Origin of the sequence: Nocardioides mangrovi, from assembly GCF_020073815.1 — a bacterium.
In the GTDB taxonomy this organism is placed as follows: domain Bacteria; phylum Actinomycetota; class Actinomycetes; order Propionibacteriales; family Nocardioidaceae; genus Nocardioides; species Nocardioides mangrovi.
Genome location: NZ_JAIQZJ010000029.1, coordinates 25,146 through 36,530, shown reverse-complemented (window position 1 = coordinate 36,530; position 11,385 = coordinate 25,146). Strand labels below are relative to the sequence as shown.

General features: G+C 72.2%; 12 protein-coding genes. 6 read left to right on the top strand and 6 right to left on the bottom strand.

Annotated features, from left to right (window positions below; all coding sequences use genetic code 11):
• On the top strand, positions 1-851 hold an 851-nt coding region (locus tag K8U61_RS24530), incomplete at its 5' end, for an HNH endonuclease (RefSeq protein WP_224125644.1).
• Positions 852-1,128: 277 nt separating this feature from the next.
• On the opposite strand, the gene K8U61_RS24525 is transcribed toward K8U61_RS24530, so the two are convergent.
• Positions 1,129-1,677, bottom strand: coding sequence for a TetR/AcrR family transcriptional regulator (locus tag K8U61_RS24525; protein ID WP_224125643.1), 549 nt, complete (start codon positions 1,675-1,677; stop codon positions 1,129-1,131).
• A gap of 58 nt (positions 1,678-1,735) precedes the next feature.
• On the opposite strand from K8U61_RS24525, the gene K8U61_RS24520 reads away from it, so the two are divergent.
• A complete protein-coding gene (locus K8U61_RS24520; RefSeq protein ID WP_224125642.1) occupies positions 1,736-2,059 on the top strand; it encodes a DMT family transporter in 324 nt (107 codons plus the stop codon).
• 19 nt (positions 2,060-2,078) lie between these two features.
• On the opposite strand, the gene K8U61_RS24515 is transcribed toward K8U61_RS24520, so the two are convergent.
• Positions 2,079-3,734: an FAD-binding dehydrogenase gene (locus K8U61_RS24515; RefSeq protein ID WP_224125641.1), complete on the bottom strand. Its 1,656-nt coding sequence runs from the start codon at positions 3,732-3,734 to the stop codon at positions 2,079-2,081.
• Between the two features lie 125 nt (positions 3,735-3,859).
• Here K8U61_RS24515 and K8U61_RS24510 point away from each other — a divergent pair, with 125 nt between their 5' ends.
• Complete coding sequence (locus tag K8U61_RS24510; protein WP_224125640.1) at positions 3,860-6,409, top strand: hybrid sensor histidine kinase/response regulator; 2,550 nt, start codon at positions 3,860-3,862, stop codon at positions 6,407-6,409.
• 10 nt (positions 6,410-6,419) lie between these two features.
• Here K8U61_RS24510 and K8U61_RS24505 read toward each other — a convergent pair whose 3' ends face one another.
• On the bottom strand, positions 6,420-7,391 hold the full coding sequence (locus K8U61_RS24505; RefSeq protein ID WP_224125639.1) for an alpha/beta hydrolase: 972 nt from the start codon (positions 7,389-7,391) through the stop codon (positions 6,420-6,422).
• 24 nt (positions 7,392-7,415) lie between these two features.
• On the opposite strand from K8U61_RS24505, the gene K8U61_RS24500 reads away from it, so the two are divergent.
• Genes K8U61_RS24500 through K8U61_RS24490 form a run of 3 tightly spaced genes read left to right on the top strand, consistent with a single transcriptional unit; the run spans position 7,416 to position 9,024 of the window.
• Entirely contained in the window at positions 7,416-8,156 is a 741-nt protein-coding gene (locus tag K8U61_RS24500) for an LLM class flavin-dependent oxidoreductase (RefSeq protein WP_224125638.1), read from the top strand.
• Positions 8,157-8,185: 29 nt separating this feature from the next.
• A complete protein-coding gene (locus K8U61_RS24495) occupies positions 8,186-8,761 on the top strand; it encodes an isochorismatase family protein (RefSeq protein ID WP_224125637.1) in 576 nt (191 codons plus the stop codon).
• 53 nt (positions 8,762-8,814) lie between these two features.
• Complete coding sequence (locus tag K8U61_RS24490; protein ID WP_224125636.1) at positions 8,815-9,024, top strand: hypothetical protein; 210 nt, start codon at positions 8,815-8,817, stop codon at positions 9,022-9,024.
• A gap of 9 nt (positions 9,025-9,033) precedes the next feature.
• Here K8U61_RS24490 and ychF read toward each other — a convergent pair whose 3' ends face one another.
• From ychF to K8U61_RS24475, 3 genes are read right to left on the bottom strand one after another with little or no spacing between them, the layout of a single operon-like run.
• A complete protein-coding gene (ychF, locus tag K8U61_RS24485) occupies positions 9,034-10,110 on the bottom strand; it encodes a redox-regulated ATPase YchF (protein WP_224125635.1) in 1,077 nt (358 codons plus the stop codon).
• 11 nt (positions 10,111-10,121) lie between these two features.
• Positions 10,122-10,976, bottom strand: coding sequence for an MOSC domain-containing protein (locus tag K8U61_RS24480; protein ID WP_224125634.1), 855 nt, complete (start codon positions 10,974-10,976; stop codon positions 10,122-10,124).
• A 4-nt stretch (positions 10,977-10,980) separates the two neighbouring features.
• Positions 10,981-11,382 carry a hypothetical protein gene (locus K8U61_RS24475; protein ID WP_224125633.1) on the bottom strand — a complete coding sequence of 134 codons (402 nt, stop codon included), beginning with the start codon at positions 11,380-11,382 and terminating at the stop codon, positions 10,981-10,983.
• Positions 11,383-11,385: the final 3 nt, after the last annotated feature.

Below are 11,385 nucleotides of genomic sequence, written 5' to 3'. Positions count from 1 at the left end.
AGGAACACCAGGACACTGCCGAGCGGCACCTCCTCGACCTCGCCGCCGACCACGACGCCAAGGCATTGAACCGGCTCGGGAAGCGGCTGTGGGAGGTCATCGACCCCGACGGCGCCGACGCCCGCGAAGCCGAGATCCTCGAACGCCAAGAACAGGCCGCAGCGCGGGCGATGTACCTCAAGGTCTGGGACGACGGCGACGGCTCCACCTACGGCGCGTTCAAGATGCCGCACCTCGGCGGCGCCGCGTTGCGGAAGATCCTGGCCGCGGTCATGGCAGCCAAGCACCAGAACGCCACCAAGGGCGCCGGCACCGGCCACCTCACCTCCCACCAGACCGGGCAAGAGGCACAGGGGCAGGCGTTCTACGAGCTCCTGATGCGCTACCCGAAGAACAAGCTCCCCAAGCTCGGCGGCCTCAACGCCACCCTCCTCGTCACGATCAGCGAAGACTCCCTGATGGGGCGGCTCGAGCAGGCCGGCACCATCCTCGACACCGGCGACCGCATCAGCGCCGCGCTGGCCCGGCAGCTGGCGTGCGAGGCCGGGATCCTCCCGGTCGTCATGAACGGCACGTCCGAAGTGTTGGACCTGGGCCGCGAGCAGCGGCTCCACTCCCAGGCCCAACGGATCGCGATCGCCCTGCGTCAGCAGGGGCAGTGCGCCACCGACGGTTGCGACCGCACGACCGGCCTGCATGCCCACCACGTCGTGGAGTGGTCGAAAGGCGGATCCACCGACCTGACCAACGCCATCGGGCTCTGCCACTGGCACCACATGAAGGCCCACGACAGCTCCTACGACATGAACCACCACCCGTCAGGCTCGGTCACCTTTCACCGACGCTTATAAGCCGACCTCGGCAGACGTTCACACCCTTCCCCGGACCCGGGCTCTCGGGTCACCGGGTTTCGAGGCTCGCCGCTGACGCTCCTCGCACCTCAACCAGCAGGCACCCGCGGGAAGCCCGCGCGCCCCGACCACAGGGCGGCGTCCTCCCGATAGGCGCCAACTCGTCCGGAGCCGGTGGAGTCAAGGGCGCGAAGCGGCGAAGCGAACCCTTGACGCCACCGGCGGAGGACGCATCCTGGCGCCGCCGGGAGGACGACGACACCACTCGAGCCGTGGTTCAGCCCGCGAGGGACTGGGCGGCGCGGGCGAGGTCGTCGACGCCGCGGGCGAGCTCGTCGGGGCGGTCGGTGGCGAGGTCGAGGTGGAAGCCGAAGAGGGCGGAGTCGACAAGGGTGACGATCCGGCCGACCCGGCGGGTGGGGGCGCCGCTGCGCACCAGGTAGTCCTGGAGGGCGACCGACCAGCGCTGGTTGCTGGCGCGGGCCTCGCTGAGGTAGGGCTCGCTGCCGAAGAGACCGGTGGCGGCGGCCTGGACGTAGACGTCGAGGCAGCTGTTGAGCGGCTCCTCGCCGTACGCCGCCCAGAGGGCGTTGACGGCGGCGCGCACGTTCCGGGCCGGCGGGAGGGCGCGGACCGCGGCAACGCTGCGGTCACCGGCGTGGGCGACGACGGCGGAGACCAGGGCGTCGCGGTTGCCGAAGTGGTAGATCAGCATCCGGTCGCTGGTGCCGATGGCGGCGGCGAGCGGGCGCAGCGTCAGCCCGATCAGCCCGTGGGCGAGGACGTGGTCGGTGACCTCGTCCAGCAGCTCGTCCCGTCGACTCACACGGACAGCGTAGCGACTGCTACAGTTGTAGCAGTCGCTACATCCGAGAGGAACCATCATGATCGCCGGCATCCTGCTGGCTCTCGCCATCGCCGTCGAGGTGGCCGCCAGCGCCCTGCTCCCCAAGGCCGAGGGCTTCACGAACATCCCCTGGACCATCGCGGTCATGTCGGGGTACGCCGTCGCGATCTGGCTGCTCACGGTGATCGTCCGGACGATGCCGGTCTCGGTCGCCTACGCCATCTGGGCGGGCGCGGGCACGGCCCTGGTCGCCGTCGCCGGCTTCGCCTTCCTCGGCGAGTCGATGGGCTGGGTCAAGGGCCTGTCACTGGCGATGATCGTGCTCGGCGTGGTCGGCCTCAACCTCACCGGCGCGCACTGAGCCGGCGGCCAGGCGGGCGTCAGACCGCCCGCGCGGCCGCCCGTCCCGCCGTACGCCCGGAGAAGAGGCAGCCACCGAGGAACGTGCCCTCGAGCGCGTTGTAGCCCATCATCCCGCCGCCGCCGAAGCCGTTGACCTCGCCCGCGGCGTAGAGACCCGGCAGCGGCTCGCCCGACGAGGTCAGGCAGCGGCCGTCGAGGTCGGTCTCCAGGCCGCCGAGGGTCTTGCGGGTCAGCACGTTGAGGCGCACCGCGATGAGCGGCCCGGCCTTCGGATCGAGCAGCCGGTGCGGCGAGGCGACGCGGATCAGCTTGTCGCCGCGGTAGTTGCGGGCGCCGCGGATCGCGGTGACCTGGGCGTCCTTGGTGAAGGCGTTGTCGATCTCACGGTCGCGCGACTCGATGAGGTCGCGGAGCTCCGCCTCCACGATCGGGGGTACGCCGGGGTCGGCCAGCTCGTTCATCCCGCGGACCAGGTCCGTGAGCGAGTCGGCGACGACGAAGTCCTCGCCGTGCTCCTTGAACGCCTCGATCGGCCCGGGCGCCCCCTTCTTCACCCGCGACAGGAGCAGCTTGATGTCCTTGCCGGTGAGGTCGGGGTTCTGCTCGGAGCCGGAGAGGGCGAACTCCTTCTCGATGATCTTCTGCGTCAGCACGAACCACGAGTAGTCGTAGCCGGTCTGCCGCAGGTGGGTCAGCGTGCCGAGGGTGTCGAAGCCCGGGAAGTTGGGGGCCGGCAGCCGCTTGCCGGAGGCGTCCAGCCACAGCGAGGACGGCCCGGGCAGGATCCGGATGCCGTGGTTGTCCCAGATCGGGTCCCAGTTGCGCAGGCCTTCGACGTAGTGCCACATCCGGTCGGGGTTGATGATCCGGGCGCCGGCCGACTCCGAGATCGCGATCATCCGGCCGTCGACGTGCGCCGGCACCCCCGCGACCATGAACTTCGGCGGGGTACCGAGGCGCTTGGGCCAGGTCTTGCGGACCAGGTCGTGGTTGCCGCCGATGCCGCCGCTGCTCACGATCGTGGCTCCGCCGCGGAGCTCGAAGTCGGCGACCTCGACGCGGCTGCTCGCCCTGCCGCGGTCCACGGACGTCGGCTCGAGCACCTTGCCGCGGACGCCGACGACGGCGCCGCCCTCGACCACGATCTCGTCGACCCGGTGCCGGAAGGCGAAGCGGATCCGGCCCGCTGCCGCGTGCTCGCGCACCCGGCGCTCGAAGGGCTCGACCACACCGGGGCCGGTGCCCCAGGTGATGTGGAAGCGGGGCACGGAGTTGCCGTGGCCGTCCGCGCGACCGTCGCCGCGCTCGGCCCAGCCGACGATCGGGAAGACCCGGTGGCCCATCTCGCGCAGCCAGGAGCGCTTCTCCCCCGCGGCGAAGTCGACGTACGCCTCGGCCCAGCGGCGCGGCCACCGGTCCTCCTCGCGGTCGAACTGCGCGCTGCCCAGCCAGTCCTGGAGCGCGAGCTCCCGGGAGTCCTTGATACCCATCCGGCGCTGCTCGGGGCTGTCGACGAAGAAGAGGCCGCCCAGGCTCCAGAAGGCCTGCCCGCCGAGGGACTGCTCGCCCTCCTGGTCGACGAGCACGACCCGCTTGCCCGCGTCGGCGACCTCGGCCGCGGCGGTCAGACCGGCCAGGCCGGCGCCGACGATGATCACGTCAGTGGTGTCCACGGCGGGATCCTCGCACGCCGGAGTCGTCCAAGGTGACGGAGGTTACCCACCGGTCATTTCGCAGGTCCCGACCCGGCCTGCCGATGGGCACTCGACGGCCTTGGGGGAGGACGAAGGAGGCGCCCGTGGCATCGAGTCGACGCTCCGCCCTCGTGCGCTGCCTCTGGGCCCTCGAGGTCGTGGTCCTCGCGCTCCACCTCGTCGGGCCCGACCGGCTCGGCAACGCCACCTTCCTCGTCGGCGACACCGTCCCTGCGGCCCTCGCCTGGGTCGGCGCGCTCGGCGCACCGCGCGGGCGACGCCTCGTGCCCGCGCTGCTCACCGCCAGCATCACGCTGGCCGCGATCGGCGACGTCGCCGTGATGGCGCACGCATGGATGACCGGCGACGCCGACCGGAGCGTGGCGGACACGCCGTACTTCCTCGGGTACGCCGCGCTGGTGGGGTCGCTGGTGGTCATGACGGTCGCCCGCCGGGGCGATCGCCGCTTCGCGCCGGACGCCCTGCTCGACGTGATCACCCTCGGCGCGGTCAGCATCCTGGTGGTCTGGACCTTCACCATCGACCAGCTGGCGGCCGAGGACACCACCGGCGAGTTCGCGCGCGTCGCCTGGATCGCCTACCCGGTGCTCGACGCCCTGCTGATCGGGCTGGCGCTGCGCGCCCTCGCCCACCCCCGCACCCGCCGCGCCGTCGGCCCCTTCCTCGCGCTCGGCCTCTGGTGCTGGATCGGCGCCGACCTGAGCTACTACGTCCTCGCGATCGAGGGCACGGCCTCGCCGGTCAACGAGGTCGGGTGGATGCTCGCCTCGATGTTCCTGGCGACGGCGGCCCTCCGGGTGCCGGAGCCGCCCCTCGCCGCAGCCCCGCTCGACCCCGAGCACCGCCGGATGCACGGCAAGCTCTTCATCGCGGTCGTCCCGCTGCTCGTCCCGACCACCGTGTGGCAGCTCGCCGTCGCACTCGACCTCACCGTCGACCCGAGCACCCTGCTGCTCGGGACCCTGGTCCTGACCGTCCTCACCTTCGTCCGCACCCTCCGCCTGCTGCGCTCCGAGAGCGAGGCGCGCGCGGAGCTCGCGGCCGCCCGCGACGCCGCCCTGGCCGGCTCCCGCGCCAAGTCGGAGTTCCTCGCGACGATGAGCCACGAGATCCGGACCCCGATGAACGGCGTCCTCGGCCTCACCGGTCTGCTGCTCGGCACCGAGCTCGACGAGCGGCAGCGCACCTACGCCGACGGGGTGCGTACGGCCGGCGACGCGCTGCTCGCGATCATCAACGACATCCTCGACTTCTCGAAGGTCGAGGCCGGGCACCTCGACCTGGAGTCCATCGACTTCGACCCGGTCCGGATGGTCGAGGAGGTCGCCGAGCTGATGGCCGAGCCGGCCGGCGAGCGCAGCCTCGAGCTGCTCGCGTCCTGCTCCCCCTCACTCCCCGCACGACTGCGCGGAGACCCGGCCCGGCTGCGCCAGGTCCTGCTCAACCTGGCCGGCAACGCGGTGAAGTTCACCGGGTCCGGCGAGGTCGTGATCCGCGCGTCCCTCACCGGCGGCACCTCCGAGAGCGTCACCGTGCGCTTCGAGGTCACCGACACGGGCATCGGCATCGACCCCGACGACTGCGCCCGGCTCTTCGACCCCTTCTCCCAGGCCGACTCCTCGACGACCCGTCGGTACGGCGGCACCGGCCTGGGCCTCGCGATCTGCCGCCAGCTCGTCGACGCGATGGGCGGCGCGATCGGCGTCGAGAGCGAGCTCGGCCGCGGCAGCACGTTCTGGTTCTCCGTCCCGCTCGGGATCGTGGCCGCGCCGGCGGTCGAGAGCACCTCGTCCGCCGGCGCGCTCACGGGCCGGCGGGCGCTGGTCGTCGACGACAACGCGACCAACCGGATGATCCTCGAGGGCCAGCTGAGCGCCTGGGGCATGACGGTGCACGCCGTCGAGAGCGGCCCGGCCGCCCTGGCCGCGCTCGGCGAGGCCGTGGCCGCGGGCACGCCGTACGACGTGGGTCTCCTCGACCTCTGCATGCCCGACATGAACGGCCTCGACCTGGCCCGCCTGATCGGCGCCGCGCCCGAGCTCGACGATCTCGCGCTGGTGCTGCTGACCTCGAGCCCGGCGGTCGGTCCGGCCGAGGCCGTCGCAGCCGGCTTCGACGCGCTGCACACCAAGCCGGTGCCCCTCTCCCGACTGCGCAGCACCCTGCTCCGCCTGACCTCCGCGGCCCTCGACGCACCCGCCGCAGAGCCCGTGGCCGAGACCGCGGAGACGCGCACCGAGCCGGTGAGTGACCGAGGCCGGGTGCTCGTCGTCGAGGACGGCGAGATCAACCAGCTCGTCGCCGAGGGCATTGTCCGGGCGCTGGGCTACGAGGTCGACCTCGCCGAGGACGGCGCCGCCGGTCTCGCCGCGATGGCGGTCCGCGACTACGACCTGGTCTTCATGGACGTGCAGATGCCGGTCATGGACGGCTTCGCCGCGACCCGGGAGATCCGGCGCCGCGAGGCGGGCGGCCGCCGTACGCCGGTGATCGCGATGACCGCGAGCGCCATCGACGGCGACCGGGAGCGATGCCTGGAGGCGGGCATGGACGACTACGTCTCGAAGCCGATCTCCCGCACCGCGGTGAGCGCCGCGCTGGACCGGTGGGTGGACCGACCGGCCGCGGCCTGACGGCTGCGTCTCAGCCGAGCGCCTCTCGCTGCGCCCGGACGATCGCGTCGACGGCCGGACGGGCGCTGGCGCAGAAGTAGGGGAAGCTCAGGAATCCGTGCGGCATCAGGTGGAAGTCCTCCACCCGCACCTCGTTGCCCGCGTCGGCGAGCGCCTGCGCGTAGCGGATGCCGCTGTCGTGGAGCGGGTCGAGGCCCGCCACCACGACGACCGCCGGCGGGAGACCGGAGAGGTTGTCGGCCAGCAGCGGCGAGAGCCGGTAGTCGGTGGGGTCGTCCTCCGGGCGGAGGTAGTGGGCGCGGAAGACCTCGATGTCGTCGTTGGTGAGGACGATGCCGCGGGTGTTGGCGGTGACCGACGGGTCGTCGCGCAGCTCGTCGGTCATGTTGGTCGCCGGGTAGACCAGCGCCTGGTGGCCGATCCGCGGGCCGCCCTGGTCGCGCGCCATCAGGGCGACGACCGCGGCCAGGTTGCCACCGGCGCTGTCGCCCATCACCCCGAGCCGACGCGGGTCCGCGTCGAGGTCGCCGGCGTGGGCGGCGGTCCAGATGAGGGCGTCGTAGCAGTCCTCGACGCCGGCCGGGAAGCGGTAGGACGGGGCCAGCCGGTAGTCGACGGAGACCACGACGGCGTCGAGCTCCTTGGCGACCAGGCTGCAGGACCAGTCGCACTGGCGGGCGCTGCCGAGGACGAAGCCGCCGCCGTGGAAGTTGAGCACCACCGGCCGCGGTGTGCGCGACCAGGTCTCCGGGGTGTAGATCCGCAGCGGCAGGTCGCCGTGCCGGGCCGGGAAGCTGATGGAGCGGACGTCGACGCCCGGCTGCCGGCGGCCGAGGAAGAGGTCCGCGACGCCGCCGTCGGGGATGACCGTCGCCTGCACCTTCTCCAGCTGCGCGGGTGTCATCCGCGCGACGGACAGGCCCGGGTTGACCTTCATCATGCGGTCGAGGACCCGGACGCCGGCGGGGAGCTTCTCGGTCATCGTCGTCAAGGCTAGCGTCGGGCCATGACCAGGACCGGCGTCGTCTTCCGTCCGCAGAGCCCGCCCGAGGACCTCCGTGCGGTCGTCGAGGCGGTCGACGCCTCCGGGGTCGACGAGCTGTGGCTGTGGGAGGACTGCTTCCTCGAGGGCGGGCTGACCGCGGCCGCCGCGGCCCTCGCCTGGTCGAGCCGCGTGCACGTCGCGGTCGGGCTGCTGCCCGTGCCGCTGCGCAACCCGGCGATCGCGGCGATGGAGATCGCCACGCTCGCGCGGATGTTCCCGGGGCGGTTCGTGGTCGCGCTCGGGCACGGCGTGCAGGACTGGATGGGGCAGGTCGGCGCCCGGGTCGACTCGCCCGTGACGCTGCTGCGCGAGCACACGGCGGCGGTCGCGGCCCTGCTGCGCGGCGAGACCGTCACCGTCTCCGGGCGCTACGTGCACCTCGACGCGGTCGCCCTCGACTGGCCGCCCGCCGAGCCGCCGCGGCTGCTGGTCGGCGCCCGCGGCCCGCGCACCGTCGCGCTCGCGGGCGAGGTGGCCGACGGGGTGCTGCTCGACTCGGTGACCGACCCCGACGTCGTACGTCGGGCGCGGTCGGTCGTCGGCCCGGACGCCGAGGTCGCGGTCTACACCCAGGTCGGCCCCGACGACGGCCGGGACGTCCGCGCGTGGGTGGCGGAGCTCGCGGACGCCGGCGCCGACACCGTCGTGCTGCAGGGCACCGACGACCACCCCGACCCGCGCCCGCTGCTCGCCAGGATGTGACTGTCGGCGGCCCGTCGTACGGTGCTGGCATGGCTGAGAACACGGGGAAGACGGAGAAGTCCACGGCCTTCGTGGTGGTCGACCTGCAGAAGGGGGTGCTCGCCGACGACGGCACCTGGGACCCAGCGGGCGTCGTCTCGCGGGTCGCCGGGCTAGTCGACAAGGCGCGAGCGGCGCAGGTGCCGGTCGTGTGGGTCCAGCACAACAGCGGCGAGCTGGTCGCCGGCGAGGAGCCGTGGCAGCTCGCCGACGGGCTCGCGCCCGCCGACGGGGAGCCCGTCGTGCAGAAGCGCTACGGCGACTCCTTCGAGGAGACCGAGCTGGGCGACCTGCTCGACGCGCTCGGCGCCGACCACCTCGTGATCGCGGGCGCGCAGACCGACGCCTGCATCCGCTCGACGCTCCACGGCGCCGTGCACCGCGGCTACGACGTAACGCTGGTGTCCGACTGCCACACGACCGGCGAGATCCCGGCGGAGTACTCCGGCGGTGAGCTGATCTCGGCGCAGACCAAGATCAACTTCACCAACATGTACGCCGACTGGGGGCTGACGACTGCCTCCGCCTCGGGCTCGGTCGCGACGGCCGCCGAGGTCGAGTTCTAGTCCGTCCGGCCCGACCTCTCAGGTCGGTCTCCTCCCCTGCCGATGAGGGGGACATGACCACCTCCGTCGACACCCAGGACTGGGTCGCCGGCTGGCTCGAGGACTTCCGCGCGTGCCTGGCCGGTACCCACGGCCACGCCTGGCGCGCCAGCGCCGAGCGCGAGCTGCGCACCCACAGCACCGCGCTGGTCAGTGACCGGCAGCGCGCCACCTCGTGGCGCCGTACCCGTGAGGCGATCCTCGGCTCGTCCGACGCCGCCTGATCGTGTCCATCAGACGTTGAAGCGGAACTCCACGACGTCGCCGTCCTGCATGACGTAGTCCTTGCCCTCCATGCGGACCTTGCCGGCCTCCTTGGCCTTGGCCATCGAGCCGAGCCCGACGAGGTCGTCGAAGGAGACGATCTCGGCCTTGATGAAGCCGCGCTCGAAGTCGGTGTGGATCACGCCGGCCGCCTGGGGAGCGGTCGCGCCCTGCGGGATCGTCCAGGCGCGGGTCTCCTTGGGACCGGCGGTGAGGTAGGTCTGCAGGCCGAGGGTGTCGAAGCCGACCCGGGCGAGCACCTCGAGGCCGGGCTCGTCGACGCCCATCTCCGCGAGCATCTCGCGGGCCTCGTCGTCGTCGCCGAGCTCGACCAGCTCGGCCTCGAACTTCGCGTCCAGGAAGATCGCCTCGGAGGGCGCGACGATCTCGCGCATCTTCTGCTTGAGGGCCTCGTCGGCGAGCTCGTCGGCGTCGCAGTTGAAGACGTAGATGAAGGGCTTGGCCGTCAGCAGCGAGAGCTCGCGGATCAGCGAGCGGTCGATCTTCGTGGCGATGATCGGGGTGCCGGCCTCGAGGGCGGCGAGCGCCTCCTTGGCGGCGTCGAGGTTGGCGGTGAGCTCCTTCTTGCCGCGCGCCTCCTTCTCCAGCCGCGGGACCGCCTTCTCGACCGTCTGCAGGTCGGCGAGGATCAGCTCGGTCTGGATGGTGGAGATGTCGTTGGCGGGGTTGACCTCGCCGTCGACGTGGGTGACGTCCTCGTCGCGGAAGACCCGGGTCACCTGGCAGATCGCGGCCGACTCGCGGATGTGCGCGAGGAACTTGTTGCCCAGGCCCTCGCCCTCGGAGGCACCCCGGACGATGCCGGCGATGTCGACGAACTCGACGGTCGCGGGCAGGATCCGGGCCGAGCCGAAGATCTCGGAGAGCTTCTCGAGCCGGTCGTCGGGGACGCCGACCACGCCGACGTTCGGCTCGATGGTGGCGAACGGGTAGTTCGCCGCGAGGACGTCGTTCTTGGTCAGTGCGTTGAAGAGCGTGGACTTGCCCGCGTTGGGGAGCCCGACGATGCCGATGGTGAGTGCCACGGGCGGCGAGTCTACGGCGCGGGACGCAGCGGACCCGAACCGGGAGCGACGGCCTCCAGCACCTCGAACTCGTCGCCGACGCGGATCGTCACGTCGTAGGTGTCGGGCACCAGGTTGATGCCGAACCAGGTGGCGCCGTCCCAGCGCCGGATCTTCGCGAGCGAGCGGATCGGCTCCTTCTCGCGTACGGCGGAGTCCGGGTCGATCGTCGTGAGCACGCAGCGGGCGCAGCCCTTGACCGCGCGGAAGACCGCGTCGCCGATCCGGATCCGGCGCCAGTCGTCCTCCGCCCACGGCTCGACGCCCGAGACCACGACGTTGGGCCGGAAGCGCGTCATCGGGAGCGGGTCGCGGCCCGTGTCGGCGGAGGCGAGGACGACGTCGTTGAGCGCCGCGAGCGACTCCTCCGTCGTGAGCAGCACCGGGTAGCCGTCGGCGAAGGAGACCAGGTCGCCGGGCTCGCTGAAGGCGGGACTGGTCGGCCGCCGGGTCGGGTCGTCGAGGTGGACGAGGCGAGCGGCGACGCCGAGCGCCTTGCTGATCCAGGCGTCCGCCTCGGCGCCGGCCGCTGCGGCGGTGAGCGTCGAGGACCAGATCGCGACCGGGACCTGGCGCGCCGGGTCGGGCGTGGGCACCTCGAGGGCCGGCAGGTCGGGCGCGGTGATCCGCAGTCCGCCGTCGGTGATCTCCGGGTGCACGAGCACGAGCCGGTTGACCTCGCGCGCCGTGATGCCGGCGCCCGCGTCGTCGACGACCATCCAGCGCCGGTCCCCGGCCAGTCCCCAAGGCTCGACGACCGCGGACCCGACCGACTCGCCCCGGCACGACTTCACCGGGAAGCGGTGGATCGAGGTCAGCTGGGCCACGAGATCAAATTACGGCGTGCGACCGGGTCCACGCGAACCGCAACACCGTCAGTGAGAAGACCAGCGTCAGCGCGACGATGCACGCCTCGACCACGCCACCGCCGCCGGAGGTGAAGATGCCGTTCTCCACGTCGTAGAGGAAGTCCATGCCGAAGAGGTACATCCCGGCCGATCCGGCGCAGGTCAGCCAGAAGGTCGCCGACCGCGTCTCCGCGCGGAGCGCCAGCAGCGCCAGCAGGCACGCGAGGCCCAGCCAGAGGTCGGCCAGCGGGAAGGCGTTCTCGAAGTCGTAGTAGGCGTGCGTGTGCTCGCTCGCCAGGACGTCGCGGTCGCTGAACCAGATCGTCCAGTAGGCGAGGTCGATGACGATCGCGATCACGAGCATGGCCTGCACGGTGCGCCTCATGGG

Coding starts and splice junctions, on each gene's coding strand:
- K8U61_RS24520 (WP_224125642.1), top strand. CDS start 1,736: ATGATCGCCGGCATCCTGCTGGCTCTCGCCATCGCCGTCGAGGTGGCC.
- K8U61_RS24505 (WP_224125639.1), bottom strand. CDS start 7,391: ATGACCGAGAAGCTCCCCGCCGGCGTCCGGGTCCTCGACCGCATGATG.
- K8U61_RS24500 (WP_224125638.1), top strand. CDS start 7,416: ATGACCAGGACCGGCGTCGTCTTCCGTCCGCAGAGCCCGCCCGAGGAC.
- K8U61_RS24495 (WP_224125637.1), top strand. CDS start 8,186: ATGGCTGAGAACACGGGGAAGACGGAGAAGTCCACGGCCTTCGTGGTG.
- K8U61_RS24490 (WP_224125636.1), top strand. CDS start 8,815: ATGACCACCTCCGTCGACACCCAGGACTGGGTCGCCGGCTGGCTCGAG.
- K8U61_RS24475 (WP_224125633.1), bottom strand. CDS start 11,382: ATGAGGCGCACCGTGCAGGCCATGCTCGTGATCGCGATCGTCATCGAC.